Origin of the sequence: Dermabacter vaginalis (assembly GCF_001678905.1) — a bacterium.
Classification (GTDB): Bacteria; Actinomycetota; Actinomycetes; order Actinomycetales; family Dermabacteraceae; genus Dermabacter; species Dermabacter vaginalis.
In genome coordinates this window covers 25,967-44,132 of the sequence record NZ_CP012117.1, presented here as the reverse complement: position 1 = coordinate 44,132, position 18,166 = coordinate 25,967, and the positions used below count along the sequence as shown (strand labels likewise).

Annotated in this window: 11 protein-coding genes; 4 read left to right on the top strand and 7 right to left on the bottom strand. The window is 60.8% G+C overall.

The window, feature by feature from the left end:
* Positions 1-296 precede the first annotated feature (296 nt).
* Complete coding sequence (locus DAD186_RS00125; protein WP_016663558.1) at positions 297-509, bottom strand: hypothetical protein; 213 nt, start codon at positions 507-509, stop codon at positions 297-299.
* A 63-nt stretch (positions 510-572) separates the two neighbouring features.
* A complete protein-coding gene (locus tag DAD186_RS00120) occupies positions 573-1,502 on the bottom strand; it encodes a sugar-binding transcriptional regulator (protein ID WP_016663557.1) in 930 nt (309 codons plus the stop codon).
* A 200-nt stretch (positions 1,503-1,702) separates the two neighbouring features.
* Here DAD186_RS00120 and DAD186_RS00115 point away from each other — a divergent pair, with 200 nt between their 5' ends.
* Complete coding sequence (locus DAD186_RS00115) at positions 1,703-3,364, top strand: ribulokinase (protein WP_065246997.1); 1,662 nt, start codon at positions 1,703-1,705, stop codon at positions 3,362-3,364.
* A 28-nt stretch (positions 3,365-3,392) separates the two neighbouring features.
* Here the strand turns inward: DAD186_RS00115 and arsB are convergent, their stop codons facing one another.
* Positions 3,393-4,478 (bottom strand): ACR3 family arsenite efflux transporter, encoded by a 1,086-nt coding sequence (arsB, locus tag DAD186_RS00110; RefSeq protein ID WP_065246996.1) that lies wholly within the window; start codon positions 4,476-4,478, stop codon positions 3,393-3,395.
* 15 nt (positions 4,479-4,493) lie between these two features.
* Positions 4,494-4,916, bottom strand: a complete 423-nt coding sequence (locus DAD186_RS00105) for an arsenate-mycothiol transferase ArsC (protein ID WP_065246995.1) — start codon at positions 4,914-4,916, stop codon at positions 4,494-4,496.
* A gap of 140 nt (positions 4,917-5,056) precedes the next feature.
* On the opposite strand from DAD186_RS00105, the gene DAD186_RS00100 reads away from it, so the two are divergent.
* Positions 5,057-5,434 (top strand): iron chaperone, encoded by a 378-nt coding sequence (locus DAD186_RS00100; protein ID WP_065246994.1) that lies wholly within the window; start codon positions 5,057-5,059, stop codon positions 5,432-5,434.
* A gap of 131 nt (positions 5,435-5,565) precedes the next feature.
* Here DAD186_RS00100 and DAD186_RS00095 read toward each other — a convergent pair whose 3' ends face one another.
* Positions 5,566-7,218, bottom strand: a complete 1,653-nt coding sequence (locus DAD186_RS00095; protein WP_065246993.1) for an ATP-binding cassette domain-containing protein — start codon at positions 7,216-7,218, stop codon at positions 5,566-5,568.
* 59 nt (positions 7,219-7,277) lie between these two features.
* Here DAD186_RS00095 and DAD186_RS00090 point away from each other — a divergent pair, with 59 nt between their 5' ends.
* The gene (locus DAD186_RS00090) at positions 7,278-8,540 is read left to right on the top strand and encodes a GNAT family N-acetyltransferase (protein ID WP_065246992.1); all 1,263 of its coding nucleotides are present in this window, start codon (positions 7,278-7,280) and stop codon (positions 8,538-8,540) included.
* Between the two features lie 119 nt (positions 8,541-8,659).
* Here DAD186_RS00090 and DAD186_RS00085 read toward each other — a convergent pair whose 3' ends face one another.
* The gene (locus DAD186_RS00085; RefSeq protein WP_065246991.1) at positions 8,660-9,940 is read right to left on the bottom strand and encodes an ATP-binding protein; all 1,281 of its coding nucleotides are present in this window, start codon (positions 9,938-9,940) and stop codon (positions 8,660-8,662) included.
* A gap of 2,865 nt (positions 9,941-12,805) precedes the next feature.
* On the opposite strand from DAD186_RS00085, the gene DAD186_RS00075 reads away from it, so the two are divergent.
* On the top strand, positions 12,806-16,855 hold the full coding sequence (locus DAD186_RS00075; RefSeq protein WP_065246989.1) for a hypothetical protein: 4,050 nt from the start codon (positions 12,806-12,808) through the stop codon (positions 16,853-16,855).
* Between the two features lie 269 nt (positions 16,856-17,124).
* On the opposite strand, the gene DAD186_RS00070 is transcribed toward DAD186_RS00075, so the two are convergent.
* Positions 17,125-17,658: a hypothetical protein gene (locus tag DAD186_RS00070; protein ID WP_065246988.1), complete on the bottom strand. Its 534-nt coding sequence runs from the start codon at positions 17,656-17,658 to the stop codon at positions 17,125-17,127.
* Between the last annotated feature and the right edge of the window lie 508 nt (positions 17,659-18,166).

Below are 18,166 nucleotides of genomic sequence, written 5' to 3'. Positions count from 1 at the left end.
AGCATCCGCATTTGCTTTCCTGGTCTTAATTGCCTTGCAAGCAGAACAGCCCCCAAACAGATAGCTGAGAGGTTGACGCGTGTTTCGGTGACCAGCAGGACACCGGAATCTATAACCCGAACCCCAGTGGTTCTCGTCGACTCGAACACCCTCAGGAGGGAGGTCGTCGTCCCAAGCGGCCAACAGCTCGGGTACATCAGCGATAGTCTTACCTGCAAAAGAAGCTCTTTTCTCTTCCCAGGCGACCCGCCGGATCTCCTGACACTCAGGACAGGAGAAATAGTCATTCGTGACATCTAGGATGCGAGCCTTGAACGAATGCCCTTCAGGGCAGGTCCACCGCGCTTCTCGTATACGGCGGCCGTACGGCCACTAATACCGAAGCATCGAAGAAGTCCGCGCACAAACTCCTGAGCCTCGCCCTTCTCATAACCCTCCGCATCACGCCAATCCGACACAAACGCGCCCGCGCGATTGCGGATATCGGAAAGAACGAGAGGCTTCGGCATGGCAGCTCCAGGGCGCGGTAACGATACTGTCTGCATCTACGTTACCGGGCAGCCTCGCTCGCCCTAATGCGCGTCGAGAAGAGCCTCGGCCGTGTCGCGGTCGGTCACAAGGCCCGTGATGAGGCCGGTGCGAGCCGCACCGAGAATGGCCGACACTTTCTTTGCCCCCGCGGCGACCGCAATGACGCGGGGGGTTTGGCTCAAGTGGTGAGTTTCGAGAGTCATGCACATTCTGGTGACTTCGGGAGCGAGGACCCTGCCGGTCTCGTCAAACCAGATGCCTGCGAGTTCGCCGGCGGGCTTGACCTGATCGAGCCGTGCCCTCACCGAGGGCGGGAATTCGCGATAGAGCTGCGTTTCTTTGTGTTCCCATGAGCCGATCGACACGAGGGCCGTGTCAAGGTGTTCGAATTGCCCGCGCACATAGGAGTGGGTTTCGAAGAGCTGGCGGCGCATTTCGGGCGAACGCACGTAGAAGGGAACCGGGAGGTCGTGGATGTAGCCGTTGGCGCTGAGAACAGCCTCGCGGATGTTGTCGATTGGCGACGACGCATGTGCGGCCGCTAGGGCGCCAGAAATCTGGATGACGGTGATGGGAGGAAGGTGTCGGAGGTTCTTCGCGACCTCGGCCACCGTCCGCCCCCACCCGAGGCCCAGGTTATCCCCGGGTTTCACGAGTTCGCCGAGCAGTTGCGCTCCCATTGATCCGAGCTGCGTGCGCACGTCGGTGTCTGTGCCGTTGGAGCCGATTACCCGCACGTAGCGGAGGCCGAGGTGGCTCGCGAGGGGCTCGGAGAGCATGGGCAGGTCAGTGGAAGGATCGATGATCTCAAGGCGAATGATGCCTTCTTCGCGGCCCTTGGCCAGGAGCCGAGCGATGCGAAACCGCGAGATGCCGAACTCTTTGGCGAGCTGCACCTTGGAGACGTCTTCGAGGTAGTGGCGGCGCGCGAGAGACGCAATCAATTGCGGCTCGGGCAACTCGGCATCCATCGGTGCCTCTCTCCTCAAACGTCCTGGTCTGGTCAGGCGCCTGGCCTGCTCCACGCACTTTACCGTGATTGACATGGGTCACACTAAGGACTACTGTGCTCATGTGAGCAGCCGAGGGCGCTCATTTGAGCATACGTTACGCCGGGGCAGCGGGCCACCCGCCCGAGGCCCCCGCACACACCCACTCGAAGAGGAGTGACATGGCAGAAAGCAGCACATACGCGATCGGCGTCGACTTCGGAACCGAATCCGCACGTTCAGTCTTGGTGCGGCTTGCCGATCGCGCGGAAATCGAAACCGCGGCCCACCTCTACGAACACGGCGTGATGACCGAAACGCTCGCCGCCTCGGGGGAAAAGCTCGCCCCCAACACCGCACTGCAGGATCCCGACGATTACCTCGTCGCCCTCGAAAAGGTCGTGCGCGCCGTTGTCGACCGAAGCGGGGTGGATCCTGAGAAGATCGTTGGCCTCGGTGTTGACACCACCGCCTGCACGATCGTGCTGACAGACGACGACCTGGCTCCACTCTCGCGCTCCCCGCGCTGGAAGAAGCACCCGCTGGCCTACGCGCGGCTGTGGAAGCATCACGCCGCGCAAAGCCACGCCGAAGAAATCAACCGCGCTGCCGAAGCCGAAGGTGGCCTCTTCCTGCCGCAATACGGTGGGCGCCTTTCATCCGAATGGGTGCTTCCGAAAGCTCTGCAAACCCTCCGCGACGATCGAGAGGTGTACGACGCTACCTCGCGCATCATCGAGCAAGAGGATTGGATCGTCTCGACGCTCGTGGGCACGGAGGTGCGCGGAGCGTCCGTCGCAGGCTTCAAAGGCAACTACCGCGAAGAAGCAGGGGGCTACCCCTCCCCCGAGTTCCTCAATTCGCTCGAACCCGGCTTCGCGGGCGTTCTCGACAAACTGGGGCACGAATTCCTCAACCCGGGCGAAAGCGCCGGGACGCTCACCTCTGAGTGGGCCACGCGGCTCGGGCTCGACACTCACGTCACCGTTGCCGCCGGCAACATCGATGCGCATGCCGCCTTCCTCGGTGCTGGCGCCGCCCTGCCCGGAACCATGGTCGCCGTCATGGGTACGAGCGTGTGCAACCTCGTCGTTTCCAAAGAACACCGCACCCCGCGGGGAATCCAGGGAGTCGTCAAGAACGGCATCCTGCCTAACCACTGGGCTTACGAAGCGGGCCAAGCGGGCTTCGGCGACACCTTCGGGTGGTTCGCCCGCAACATGACCTCGGCCGACATCGCCGACCTTGCCTCCATTTCCGCGACCTCCACCTTCGAGGTCCTGGAGTCGAAAGCCCAGGCCCTGCAACCCGGCGGCTCTGGCCTCATCGTCCTGGATTGGATGAACGGCAACCGCTCCACGCTCATTGACTCGAACCTCTCCGGGGCTATCGTCGGGCTCACCCTCGACACGCGCGACTACCACATTTACCGTGCGCTCCTCGAAGGTGCGGCCTTCGGTCAACGGATCATCCTCGAAGCATTTGAAGAGGCTGAGGTTCCTATCAACCGCTTCATCGTATGCGGCGGAATCCCCGCCAAGAGCCCCCTACTCATGCAGATCCTGGCCGACGTCATCGGAATGCCGGTCGAGGTGTCTTCCTCCGCGAACACCTCCGCCCTCGGCGCGGCCCTCCACGGCGCGATCGCCGCAGGTGAACTGACCTGGGACAGCGCCGGCAAAGCCGAGTCAGCGATCGCGACCGTTTACCGGCCCAACCCCACCGCCCACGAGGCCTACAACGAGATCTACACCCACTACCGCGCAATTCACGACACGTTCGGGATCGACCAACGCTCCCTCATGCACAGCTTGCGCGAAATCCAGGCCAACTCCACCCACTAACCGCGCCGCGGCGACAGGCTCCGGGCGCTCAAGCCCGACTGCCGTGCGAGACGCGCGGTAGCGTCGGATCCCCAGGGAAAAGGCGAGGCCCCACAGCGCGCATCACGTACACGAGCGCGACCAGCACGGGAATCTCCACCATCGGACCGATCGTGCCCGCGAGAGCCTCGGAGGATGCCGCCCCGAAGGTTCCGATTGTCACGGCGATCGCGAGCTCGAAATTGTTTCCGGCGGCGGTGAAAGCCGTGGAGGCACTCTGCGCATAGTTCATGCCCGATGCGCGGGCGGCGATAAGCGAGATTCCAAACATGAGCACGAAATAGGCGAGCAGTGGCAAGGCAACACTTGCGACGCTCCAGGGGTGCTGCAAGATCTGCCGGCCCTGGAGGCAAAACAGCACCACGATCGTGTAGAGCAACCCGATCATCGCGAGTGGCGAGACCTTCGGGAGGAAGGAGTGCTCGAACCATTCCCGGCCTTTGTATCGCTCACCGAGGATGCGTGAAAGCACGCCGAGGGCGAGCGGGATGCCGAGGAAAATGAGCACGCTTTTCGCGATCGCCGCGAAGGAGAAGTGCACACTGGCGGTATCTAGCCCCAACCACCCGGGCAGGACCTGCAGGTAAAACCAGCCGAGAACCGAGAACATGACGAGCTGGAACACGGAATTGATCGCTACGAGCACGGCCGTAGCTTCACGGTCCGCGCACGAAAGATCGCTCCACACCAGCACCATTGCAATACAGCGCGCGAGACCCACGATCACAAGGCCCGTTCGAAGCTCTGGTTCATTCGGTAGGAACACCCACGCTAGTGCGAACATCACGAGTGGGCCCACCACCCAGTTGAGGAGCAGCGAGAGGATCATGAGCCGCCTGTCGCGGACGATTTGTCTCGCTTTTTCAAACCGCACCTTCGCAAGAGGCGGGTACATCATGACGAGGAGGCCGAGAGCGATCGGAAGCGAAATGTCGCTAATTTTTACGTGGTTGAGCACCTCCGCGGTTTGCGGAACCCACACGCTCAGCGCAATTCCCACGACCATCGCGGCAAGTATGAAAAGCGGCAAAAGGCGGTCAAGGATGGACAGTCGGGGTGCGGCGCTATCCTGCACAATTATTCCTTTCGCTTACTCGGCGCTTGCGGTCAGCTCTGCAAGCAGGGCCCGCACGCGTCGATCAATATCGTCGCGGATGAGGGCCATGCGCTCCTCCCCCTCGATTCCGCGCAGGGATGGTTCGTCGATATCCCATTTTTCAATCGTGCCGCGCATTCCCTCGATCGGTTCGACGTGCGCATCTCCACCCACAATGACGGTGCGGTCTGCAGCGCGCAGAATGCGTGGGTCGATCGGCTTCGGGAATTCCCCGTCAAAATTTCCTCCGACGGTTGCCACGCTCGCGCGAGAAGCTTCATTGAGCGCCGTTCCCGGCTTCGTGCCCGCTGAATGCACCTCGATCGCACCGTGTGCATGGTGACGCATGAGTGCTGCCGCCATTTGGCTCTTGCCGCCATTTTTCACGCACACGAAGAGCACGCTTGGTGCATTCATGCTTCTCCTCCTCGCAGGAATGAATGGTCAGCGATCATTCTAGAAAGTGCCACTTCCCGAGGCCCCTGCGAACCGTAGTTCCAACAATCCTACTCGTCCCCCGCGTATCTCTATTTCGCCTTGACGGCTAGGGTGAAGTCATGACGATCAGGACGTTGGATGAATTCCTCGACACCATCCCCGACGGCCCCAAACGCGAGCGCATGATCGAGGTGCTCGAATGGGTGCAGGCGACGTACCCGGACCTGGAGATGCGGATCGCGTGGAGCACGCCGATGTTCACGCATCACGGCACGTTCATCGTGGGGTTTTCAGCCGCGAAGATGCATATGTCCGTGTCCCCCGAGAAAGCGACAATGCAGCATTTCGAAGATTTCATGGAAGAGCGGGGCACCGACCGCACCGCGATGCTTGCCCGCCAGCCGTGGAATACGCCCGTCGATTACGAGCTGATTGCGGCATTCATCGACTACCAAATTGCCACGAAGAAGGACGTCGCAACCTTCTGGCGCCCCTAACCTCTGGCTCCTAAATCTGGCTCCTTACGGAGCGGCTGTGGCCGAGGTGGTGAAAACGACCCGGTTAGACCCGAATACGGCTTCGACACGGCGATTTTTCACCACTTCCACCCGGCGGCTCAGCTAGACCCTCACCCGGTAGCACCAATAGCGGGCGCAGGTGCGAGATTGAGCCGCCGCCCCGCCCAATGCTCAATGAGCCAGCGATCGTGGCTCGCAATGATGAGGGTCCCCGTCCATTCATTGAAGGCCCGCTCAAGCGCTTCGACGGTGGCAAGGTCGAGGAAGTTGGTGGGTTCATCGATCACGAGGAACGACGGCGCCCCGGCAAGCGCGAGGGCAAGCTGGGCGCGTCGTTGATTGCCCGCTGAAAGCTCCTCGATTCGTGTGTGCCACATCGAGGGGTGGAGCATTCCGGCGCCGCGCTCCCCCACCCCCTCAGTCCATACCTCGCGCGTGAAATCGGGGTCGACAACGCGCGGCAGTCGCTGCGGCACAAACCCTACGGGGCGGTCGCTCGAAATACTGCCGCTCGCCCCTGCTCCTTCGGGCGGGGCTCCCGATGCGATCCAATTGAGAAAGGTTGTTTTCCCGGCACCGTTGCTGCCGGTCACGAGTAGGTGCTCCCCGCGCGAAAGATCGAGGGTAAGCGGCGCCAAGCGCCCGTGCACGGCGGCTTCACGCGCCGAAAGGGCGAGACCGGGGGCGTGGTTCGCGGGCGCCAGTGGGAACGTCAGATTGTAGGAACGAGGCCGACGGACCTCCCGCTCCTCGAGTGCCTCTAGGCGCCTGTCGTCACTTCGCTTTCGCCGCGTGGAGGTTGCCTGCGCACGATCGGCAAAAAACTTCTTCGCCATTCCTTCAGCTTCCGAGAGCCGCACCCCGCCGCGTGCGATCGATTGCGCGGCATTCCTGTGTGCACGAATCTCCCGCTTCTCGCTCTGCTGCTCGGCGTGGATGTCGGCGTGCGCCCGGTGAGCCTTCTGCTTCGCCTCGAGGAACGCGGAGTACGCGCCATTGGTGCGATACACGCCGTGCAGATCGTGCCCTTCGGCCGTCGCAAGGGCTTGCCAGGTCGCGATGTCCAGGTCGTAAATCGCGGTCGCGGTCTCCTCAATGAAGGCGCGGTCATGGCTCGTCATCAGCACCGGCCCTTCCCACGCGCGAATCGTATCGGCGAGGAAGGCCACGCCTTTCGCATCGAGGTGGTTCGTGGGTTCGTCGAGAATGAGCGCCTCGGGTCGCGCGATAAGCATCGCCGCGAGCGGGAGCCTCCCGCGCTGACCGGGGGAAAGTGTTACCACTTCACGATCGCGGCCCTCCCCAGCGAGCATCGGAAGGCCGAGCCCCGCAAGCACTTCATCGATGCGCGACTCAAGCGACCACACATCGCGCGCGGTCATTTCCGCGAGCAGCGCGTCATACTCGCGCACGTCACCGGAGCTTTCACCCGCAGCTTGCGCCATGTGCGCCGTGACTTGCTCGAATCTCGCAGAAAGGGCACGAACGGGTGCGAATGCCTCATCAAAATACTCACTTACGCGCCCCGTGAAATTTTCTGCCGACGGAGGCTGGCGAGCGTCGGACCTCATTCCTTCCCACACAACCGCGCCACTATCCGGGAGAAGTTCCCCGAGCGCGAGCCTCAAAAGCGTCGTTTTTCCGCAGCCGTTCGGGCCCACCAGGAATGCACGCTCGCCTACCCCCACCCGAAAGCTCACCCGATCAAGGAGGGGGCGCGACGTGAACGAAAACGACACCGCATCGAACACAAGTGCAGACATCGCACGCTCCTCTCCCCAGGCACAGCTCCCCCAAACCCTACCTTGCTAGTGTTCCAGGCGTGAATCTCAAATATGAAACCCATCACGTCACGAGCTCAAATCCCGACGACCATCCCTGGTATCCCGCCTGGCTCACCGCCGTCCAGCAGGGATTTCACGATCCTTACCCCTCGCAGAAATTTCTCGAGCATCAACTGAAAATCGACGCGGAGCGCCAAGCGACCGCGCGCACCGTTCTCGATTCCGAACGACGCACCTACGGCCTCGGCAACGATATTCCCGTTGCCACCTTCATGGACTGGACCGGTGAACTGAACGTTGGCGGCAAGGTCATCGACTGCCACCAGATCAGCGAAGTCACCGTGCTCGCCTCCCATCGCCGCCAAGGCATCGCCACGACCCTCATGACGGAATCGCTCACAGACGCGAAGGAAAAGGGGCTCGCCGTTGCGGCCCTCACCGCGACCGAAGCGGCGATCTACGGGCGTTTCGGTTTCGGCCCCGCGATCTTCAGCACCTCCGTCGAGCTGCACGCCGGCTCCGGCTTCAGCGTGTCCGCACCCATCACCGGCACGTGCGAATACATCGACGTCACCCAGCTCGCCGAAGCCTCCCATCATGTCTTCGAGAAGTTCCACGCGCGCCAGACCGGCTCGATCAGCCGCTGCGCGCCCGAGATGGAGATCCGCAACGGCTCCATCGACAAGCCCACGCGCGAAACGAACAACAAGACCCGCGCGATCGGCCACTGGAACGAGAAGGGCGAACTCGACGGTTACGCGACGTGGCGCCTTGAAAGCCGCGGCGGCGCCCTCGACGTCATCGACTTCGTGCCCTGCACGACCGACGCGAGCATCGCCATGTGGGAGTTCCTCGGCTCCCTCGATCTCGTGCGCCGAGTCCGCTTCGACAATGCCCGCAACGACGAGCATCTCCCGTGGGCTCTCGCCGATCGCCGCCGCTACCAGATCAACGAGCACAATGATTTCCTGTGGCTGCGCGTGATCGACCCGGCCGCGCTGCTCGAGGCCCGCAACTACTACACCGAAGGTGACGTCACCTTCCGCGTGGTGGATTCGATGGGGTTTGCCGACGGCACCTGGCGCCTCACCGTGAAAGATGGCAAGGGCACGTGCGAGCCGTACGAGGGAGAGCCACAAGTGGAGATCGATGTTCCGGCTCTCGGCTCAACTCTCCTTGGCGGCGTCAACATCCAGGCCCTCGAAACGGTGGGCTGGGTGCGCGGTGACGAGGACGCGGTCGACAAGCTCGGCATCCTCCTGCAGCGCCGCCGCGAGCCGTGGTGCGTGACCTACTTCTAATTGAGAGGCATGCCGCCTGATGCGCGGCACAAAAGCCCTGGCGTACCTTAGCGACCTTCGGTGAGCTTGTGCGCTAGGGCTTTGTCTTCAAGCTCCGCGAATTGGAGAAATGCGTCGTTTTAAGGGTGCTGCCAAAGACTCGAGACCGGCAGAACGTGGAGGGGGACTTCTCCGTTTTTCATGGTGACTGCGCGTGTTCCCGAGTACAGCACCACGCGCGCCGCGACTCGATCCTTGTAGGGAGCTGACCCCGCATTAAGGTTTTTCCACGCGCGTTCCGTCACGGTTTCGGCCGCCTTTACTTCGATGAGAATCAAGCGAGAATCGGCAAGTTCAACAACAACGTCGATCTCCCGATCTCGTTCGCGATAGTGGTGGAGGCTGAATCGCTCCCGTGACCAGGTCGATTGCGCGCGCAGCTGCTCCCCCACAAACGACTCAAGTGTTGCCCCGAAAAGCTCCGCGCCTCCCGCGACGCGCGTCTTTTCGAGCGTGAGCCCCGACAAAAACGCGGCAAGGCCCGAATCAGCCACGGCGACTTTCGGGCGCTTGACCACGCGATTGGTGAAACCCACTCCCCACCCGGGCGTGACATCAAGAAGGTACATGCGCTCAGCGAGAGCGAGATAGTCCCCGAGTGCCGTCTCGCCAACCCCGAGAGCACGTGCCGTTTTCGCCTTCACGAGTTCCGATTGGCCCTGCTCCGCGACGTGCCGCAAGAGTGCTCGCAACTGGGAAGGGAACTGGCCGCCCGCGAGTTGAGGCGCATCATGCTCGATGAGTGAAGTGACATACGAATCGAACCACCGTGCTTTGCGACGCTCCCCTTCACGCTGCACGGGAACCGGATAGCCACCAGCGAGGACCATGCCTCGAAGCTCATCCCCGCCGCAGTAGGAGACCTTGCCAGCATTTGCTCCCGCTGCGCCATCAAGAATCCACGAGACCCAATCCTCGGGCTCTGGCCGTTCCATAATTTCGCCAGCGGTAAGCGGATACACGCGAAGAAACTCCGCGCGACCCGCGAGAGAATCAGAGACACCAGGGGTGCGCAGCAGATCGGACGACCCGGTGATCGCGAATCGTCCCGGGCGCCGGTCGGCATCGATTGTGCGTTTCAACTCAAGTGCGAGCGCCGGAACGCGCTGCGCCTCATCGACCACAAGAGTCTTACCTTGGGCCTGTTGTAAAAACGATGCCGGGTCCGCTTCCGCGAACGCTCGCTCAAGTGGATCATCGAGGGTGACCATATGAGCGCGTTGTGGATCGACAGCCTGCCCCACGAGCGTTGATTTCCCCACCTGGCGCGCGCCTTGAACAACGAGCAGGGGCGAGTCCTCGAGGATCTCCCGCGCGATTGACACCGCATGCCGGGGAATGTGGGCGTTTACCGAGTTCATGCGGTCATTCTAAGCGCCGCCCCATATAAAAAGCGAGGATTTGCCGCCCCATTTCCGGGGATTCGCCACCCTCAGCGCGGGGATTTGCCACCCCATTTCCGGGGATTCGCCACCTCGGTTTGGCAGCACCGGTCACGCGTTTGAGGGCATGAAGAAACCCCAGGCGGGCTCGAGGCCTTCCTGGGGTCCCTCGGAACCTAGCAGGAAGTTTGTCAAAACTGCCCCACCGAAGATTCAAGTGGTGCGAGCGCACCGGTCGACCGCACCGACTGCACACGTCACATCGCGAGCTGCGCCACCACTGCAGGCGCCGAGACGATCCGAAAACTTCCTCCAGCAAGCGGAAGCTACCCACTTTACCGTCCGGTCGCTCAAATCTGTGGCTTGGCACGCCGGCGTTGGCACTAACGCCCGTCTAGTTTCCTGCGCGAACACGGTGTCGTCCTCAGCAGTCATTCACTGTCGACCAGCTTGGATTCGGCTAATGCGATCTATGTGTGCGCGCTAGGCTTCACTTCAGCGCGCGGGGCAGCAGGTTCAGCGACGCAGTGGGACAGTCCGCTAGCATTTCACTATCCTCAGCGTCGTGACACGAGAAACGCACAGGCGTGGAGAAGGCCTGACGACTATGCAGAGCCGTCGCTGAACTGCAATATGCGCCGCCAGGACACTCATCCAATCCGTTACTGAGCCTTGGGCGAAGCGAGCCGCGCTCTCGTCGCTGGGTGGCAGATGCCGCCGTGGCTCTGGGGGCAACGCCTCGCTTGAGGTGAGAGACATCTACGATGTCCTGAGTTTACCTGCGCGGATCTAAGCACTGTTCCTACCCAACGATGATGAAGATGTCTACTCTTAGCCCGAAGCCAGGGGCACGCGCGGCTTTGGTCGTCATAGATCTTCGAAGGGAGAGCTAATGTCGAAAGAGTGGGGGACGTAGACAAACGATGCCAGCGCGGCGTTCGTTGTTGCTATGGGCCAGTTGATCGCCAGACACGACTGGGTTTTGCAATAGTGTTTGTAATCTTCCCTCCGGGATTGTAGATGGCGATTGTAGGTGCCATCAAAGCTGAGAAGATGTCACTGATGTACAGCTTGAGCAGGTTGGATGCCCCAACCGAGGGTCATCAAGTGCCGGCTGGGGGACTTCTATGCTACGTGTCGCCGAACGCGGGAGCCGTCCCTGTGGTAGCGGATCGGTTCATGTTCCAGCAATACAACCTCGTGAACTACCTCTGGTTCGAGGAGAACGTGACCCTACCGCGGTCTCTCGCCGGACAGCGGGTGGATTGCCAGGTTTTCACTCGACTGCGGGGCGCTTTGGGCCCACGGTTGCGCTTCGGCTTCCTCACGCAACTCACGGAGGCGGCAGGTACGCACCACATAAGACAAGCGTTGTTTCCTCTTGACCCCAAAGTAAACCGGGCAGCCATGAAGAAGCTCGGCACCGGTGCGGTTAGCGGCATTGCTTGTACTGGTCAGAGAAGGCACGCCAGTCATGGACGGGGGCCGGTAACCATGTCGGACTGCTAGGTACCAGGATTCCAGAGGATCAGAACCGGAGTTGGTTTGGAAAACAGCGCGGGCTCGTCGGACCGTAGCACGGAGACTCTGCGCGCTGGTGGAGAAGGTCGCGATGGGTGGGGATCTATCGTTCAAGTTCGCTGATTCCAAAATATGACGTATTTCAGCCGTGCACCTGCGGAATCCAACTGACAACAGTCGCTTTTGGCCCGCTCATTCTCGAAGTAGACTCAATCGAGCTAGCTAGTTACGTCGCAGCATAAATGCTCTGCTCTTACTACTCGTCCTCGCTGCGTCTGGTGGGCCCACGGTATGTTGACCACGGGGTGCAGCAACTCGGCTAGCACAGCCTGCTTAACACCCGGGGAACCCATATGAAACTACGCAGGTAGTTCGAAGGGGATGACGGGGGTCTTCCAAATGGACGATCGGGGGCAATGGTGGATCTGTCAACAGTCGATGCGGCCTAGAGCTTCTTCTCTCGACATCTCTACTAACGCTGCAGCCATCAGACCAGCATTTTCAGCCGCGCACCCAGACAGCAATTTTGTTGCCGCCGGGCTCACGGAAATGGCACCGACGCCCATCGGGGAGCGAGAAGGGCTCGCACGTGACAGGGCTCCGGCCGACTCAATGCAGGCGCGGGCGCGCTTCAGGTCGTCGACCTCGAACACTCTCAAGGGTCCCGAGGGACGCCTGTCAGGTCGTCTTGGAAGCCAAGAGTCTGCCTATCACCGATCTGCAAATCGGTGTACTGCGTTCCTTAGGCAAGATATTCAACCCAGAAAGCGGACCTGAAAAACTCGGCCGATGCCGCAACATCCGTGGAGGGGACCTGATCATTCTAGGTCGCCACAAGTCTCAAGGCTAGCTGGATCAGTCAGCAGTGCCCATCGCCAACGCCTCACCGGGCGTGCGGATCGAAAAAGCAGACCCCGGCCTCGATCACAGCCCTATATCCAAGGGGGTCGCTTGCATGGCTCCCAACCTCACGCGAGGGGTGCTAGGACGACCTAGGGGTCGGCCAAACACGCGAAATTTCGCCACACCCTCACATCGGCTGGCGATGACAATGCAGTGCACCCTAACACATGCTTATGCGGCAGAGCTGTTTAGATTTCGTACCGAGTAAGGAGCGATCTGCCGGCCCATCGACAGCCGAGACACTTTAAAGAGGACTGAGGTTTTAATTGCCGACGGCATACGTCGGGCAGAATAATCTCTATGAGTAATCGGCGGAACCGGCGTAGCGACAACCGTAGCATCGATCGTGTTAGCCGAGTGTCACAGCGGTCTGTGGCGCCGTCCGCAAAGTCAAAGAAGACCCTCCATAGGCGTCGCGAGATGGATACGGACGACCTGTGGTTCGACCTTCGGCAAGGGTCGCGCAACGTAGCTGGCGTCAACTGGCAAGTCGCTGTCTGCGGGTATTTGCTGGCCGCTTCACGCGCCGGGCAGCTGCCCTTCGTCGAGCTAATTCCCGAGGGGTATGAGGATGCGGACTGCGTCGCGGCCGACGGAACGCGCACCTTCGTCCAAATGAAGGAACTCGATGGTGGCCGTGGCAAGATGGGGCCTGGGAAGCTAGCCGAGGCCCTTGCCCACGCAGAGGTGAGCGCTAGGGGCGCGGAGATAGTTGTTCTCACTGATGGCTCACTCGGCTCCGGTCTTTCCTTCACCGGATGGGACAGCGTGCTCAGCGATCAATCCGGCCCAAGCGTGGACAAGGTTCTGGCCGAGCTGATCGACCGCGGGTACGACGATGTTGACGCTTTGAGCGTCCTTGCCCGCGCCCGTGTTGTGCGCCTCCCCTACAGGATCGGCCAGGCTAGCGAAGCCCTACTGTCCGAAGCAGTGAATGTCCATCCCAGCGTCGCAGGCATCGCTGTCAATCGCCTCACGGATGTGCTGGCACGAGCCTCGGGTGATCAGCGACATGCGACCAGTCAGACTGCAGCTCGGGTGCGGGTAAGCGACCTTGACGCCATTATCGTCGAGGTCCAAGATGCCGTTGACGTGTCCGGCCTCGACGTGGCCATTGCCTCGGGCGTCTGCGCGCCCGTCAGCTTCCTGGCAGCAGAAGAGGTTCCGGCTCGGGTCTTCTACCTTGGCGTCGACGGACGTCCAGCACACATCGCAGCGAACCTGGACGTGATCAGACGTGGTGAACTACTTGCCTGCGCTGAGGGGCTCAGGAAAGAGGGAAGCGTCCTGCTCGTCGGCCCCTCGGGCGCGGGCAAGTCAGTGCTTCTCTGGCGCGCTGCGCGTGACCTGATCCCTGCGGCAAGAGTTTTGCGGGTCAATCGGGTCGAGGGCGAGGACGACGCAAGAGTGCTTGCCCGGCACGTACGGCTTCTACGTCCGAGCGAAACGTCACCGGTGGTGGTAGTCGCTGATGATCTCGGCCGACCACATACCACCGGATGGCCGCATGCTGCAGCTTTACTGCGTGAAATCCCCTCGGCGCTGCTCCTCGGCGCCGCGCGCGCTGAGGACTTCTCACCAGCGCTGCTCGTCGGCTCCACCCGCTTGATCGAACCGCAACTCGATGCAACTCTGGCTGCTACGCTGGGCAAACGGATACGCGAGCAAAGCATCCCACTCCGCATGGATCCGGACGAAGCATTCCAGCGATCCGAAGGTCTGCTAATGGAGTACATCGCACTGCTGACCACAGGGCAACGGTTGCGGCAGGTGCTGGCTACCCAGGTTGCCGACCTCCAGTCCACTGACCGTCGAATCCAGAGGGAAGCAGCACGCCTGGTCACCACAGCACACACACTCGGTCTCACACTGAGCGCAGATCGCCTTGGTTCTGCACTTGCTGATGATCGATCCGTCACCGAATGCGCAAGCGTGGGTGACGCGCTCGGCGTGTTACGTGACGAGCACATCGCGGTCAGGGACGGCGACAACTGGCGTGGGCTTCACGAACTCCGCTCCACAACGATCAGTGAGCTGCTTCACGACAACCCTCCCCCTCGGATTGGGAACACACTCGCGCGAGTCGCTGCCTTGATCCATCCTCAGCAGGCAGGATGGATGCTGCGCCGCGTCGCCGAGCGTTATCCCAATTGCGTGGACGAAGTCGTTGAAGCTCTCGGGCACTCTCTCAGCATCTACAGCAATAGGGCAAGTGACCTCGCTGCGTTCCTCGAAGGTGCCGAGCGCGCCGATAACGCGTTATATGCTCGAGCAACGCTGCCGATCCTCGAACGAGCACGGCCTTCAGGTCTACCGCTTGAGATGCTCGCAACTTTCGTCTATTCACAGCGTAACCAGAATCTACGCTTCGACGAGATAGGCGTGAAGCAGTTCGACAACATGGCCCGCCGCATCAAGAACATCGCGAATCAACTGCCGGCGCGATCTGATTACGAAACGACCCTGCAGGCGGCTTGCACTGGAATCGACAGTGAACGGCTCCACAGCATCCTCACAGATGCGGATCTGCTCGATGCTATCCGCATCCTAGAAGCTGGCCATCCGCACCTCAGTGTTCCTATCGATCTCGTCCGCTCTCTCTTCAAACGAATGCCAACACCGCACAACGTCTGGACTGCGACCATCTGGTCCCGCCTGGCAGCTATCTGCCACGCTCATCTCTCACAGACAGAGACCATCGAGATTCTTGGGCCCCTAGACAACCGAGTCACCCTCATTTGCGCAGCAGACCAGTCGATTCTCGATGCCGTCGTTGATGAAGACATGTCATCCGTGTGCGTCACGCGACTGCTGCCCTTAGACTTCGACGAAGTCCCGCAAGTACGCCTGCCATGGGACATACCGGGAGCCGACACAAAGGATGACCTCAACGAATCCACTATCGCTTGCCTCACACGACTCGCGGATGCCTGCCCCGAATTGCAGCGATTTAAAATCACGACTGTCACTGCGTCCGGAATCCCGTACCGAGTGCGGGACTCCGAGCCCGGCCATAAGGACATGTCGCGCGCTAGGTTTCCTGAGCGTACTGCCGTACGCCAAGCTGTTGGCTATCAGGCGGCCCTTCGCCGCGCCATCTCATCCCAGACGTGGACGGAAGTGATTACTGCCCAGATCAGTGCTGCAGCCGACCTGACAACTGCCGCCAGAGATCTACCGCTCCGGTTTAAGCCTCATGATAACCAGCGGCGCCGGGCTGCCTGGCGCGCCCAGCTCGCCGACGTCCGCAGGCGTCTCGGCGCCCTCCAGCCTCCCCCGCTTCCCGCACACTCTGGGCCCGCGTCCGTGCACGCTCTCGAAGACGCCGCAGACCGAGGCGAAGACCAGACAACACGCGTGCTACGCGCCTCCGCCGATGCGATGGACAATGCTTGTTCAGGCGACGAGACGAGTAGCCAGAATCTCGTAGCTATTGCCATCGCTCTGCGGGCGGCCGCGGACAAGATCGACCAAGCTCGTCGAAACACCCGCACTTTCCTACAGGGCCGCGGGTCAGTTCTGCCTAACGACCTCAGTGACGCGATGCGGCGCAGCGCAGACCTAGCTACCGCGCTTCACCGCCATCCGGAACTGGCACGACTCATTAGCGCCAAAGATCCTCTCCCCTCAGCCACCGAGATATGGAAGAAGGTCACAGACATGGAACAGAGCCGTTCCGAGGCAGTCTTGCAGAGTCTCCTCGAACCCGTGTCGGAAGTAACCTACAAACTCGTCGAAGATCCCAATCCTGCTTCGTGGGCGCTCGATTCGCGAAGCTGGATTGTCATGGCGCCAACGCACGTCCTCGACGACACGCTTGCGTTGCTGGAGACTCTGGACGACGCCGCACGCGAACAACTCGGGTCCCACCTCGTCGTTCTGTGCACCTTCGACGCTGTCCACACATCCGCGGCCGCCACTCCGGCTGGTTCAGATCAACGCGTTTCCCTCGGCTTCGGCTACCAACTCAGTTCAAGCGCCGCACGCCCTGCTCTACCCATCCCACCCAACTCCGCAGCGGAGTGGGCTCAAGCAGCTGGCCTAGACCAACTAGACCACACCACGTCTTCAGCGACACTCGCTGAGCAACTCATTTACCGATCTCACGAAGCAGCACGGCACAGGATGCGACGCCTGCCCCAACCAGTCACTGCACAAGGCGACCAGCAACCTTCCTTCGCCGTTACAGATGCGCAGCGGCGCGCCACGGACCGGCCGCAAAGTCGTGAATCAGCCGACATCCAAGCCGCACTGTCCCTCCTCCAGCAACACGTAGAGGCCGAGGAGGCGGGTACCGTTTCCACGTACTTGTCCGAAGTAATACTCAGGCCAGTCACTGGCCTCCCCTTCGACACCCAGGCTGAGGAACTCATCAGCGCAATGGCCATCCTTCAACTTAACAGCATGTACGCCTCTACCACATACGGAACCACTGTCCGACCTGGTACTAACAGTGACAGCAAGGCTTGATGCCTCACAGGCCCTACATACCCGCGAAGGAACGCCACTACCCAAAAATGCGCGATACACACCCGACCAGCACGGCTAACGAAACTACGACCATCAATTGCCCGATCTCCTGGGCGCCATCTCGTCCCTGCTGAACCTGGTACCTAGTGAGCTGCTCGAAATCAACTCTTCGCATTCTAAAGGCGAACCGGACACCGCATCGGGTGTAGCTACTGTCTCTCAGAACCGTCTGTCGTAATTAGAGATTCGCGGTCATGACACACAGGTTCTCAGAAAGGCAATGAGGACCCTAGAGCATAGATTGCCTGGCGTGCGGCTTCGACGGCCTCCTCGGTCACAGCCTTTCCGATACCTGCGCTGAGCGGAGCGAGCAGTCCCTTGATTAAAGTGACTCCGCGGCGCACGACGCTCTGGTCAGGTTCGGACTTAACCACTTCCTGAAGGACGAGGTTGGCATTCTCGCGAAGCACTTCCCCATCAGTCCCATCAAGTTGAAAGGTCGGCAGGTTCGCAAGGATGTCGGTAAGTAGTTCTGCTAGTTGCTCGTAGCCAGCGGCAACCTGATCAGCGTGCTTCTGAACCTGCGTGGAGCTCTGGTTGCCCCATGCAACCTGGGCGTTATCGCCGTTTACGGTAAAGACGACCGGCCCGTGGTAGTTGTTGACAGTCTTAGCAGCGGGAAGTGCGACGGTACTGTGGTCTGCTCTTAACGGCACCCGGACAGGGTTTTTGGCAAAGTCGCGCTCAATCTCACGCGTCAAATTTCGCATAACTTTCTTGTTTATCTTGAACCCGTTTGCCATGCTCGCACCACTTCCTGTTCCTGATGGTCGTCCCATCTAAGCATCGCATGTATCTCTGAAATCGAGGCGAATCGGAACCGAACACCGTCGTTCTGCAAAGGGCAAAGACGACCGGTATGGGCCCATTTAACCTTTGTGGCTCATCGTTGGATACGTTTATCGGCCTGGTGGCTTCAGCCTGAGTGATCCTTCTTGCTTCGTTGTCGACGGCGACACGGAAGGGACCCAACTCAAGTTTTGCCCGATCTAGTTTGCCAACGTCCACACGCGCAAATTCTCGCACCGCACATGCCGACCAGCATCGTGTTGAACAGGAAACATACGCGTCTTCCGCTGAAGTGCGGGGTACTGGCAATGCTACTGGCCGTCTCGTATCTCTTGGTCGTGGATAGTTAGCGCTACACGCGAAACCAAACGATGCATCCTCGACCGCGCTCGGTCCCCCGATCACCATCGACGACGAAGAACTCGCCACCTGCACCCTCGAGCAGACCACCGACACCGTTCT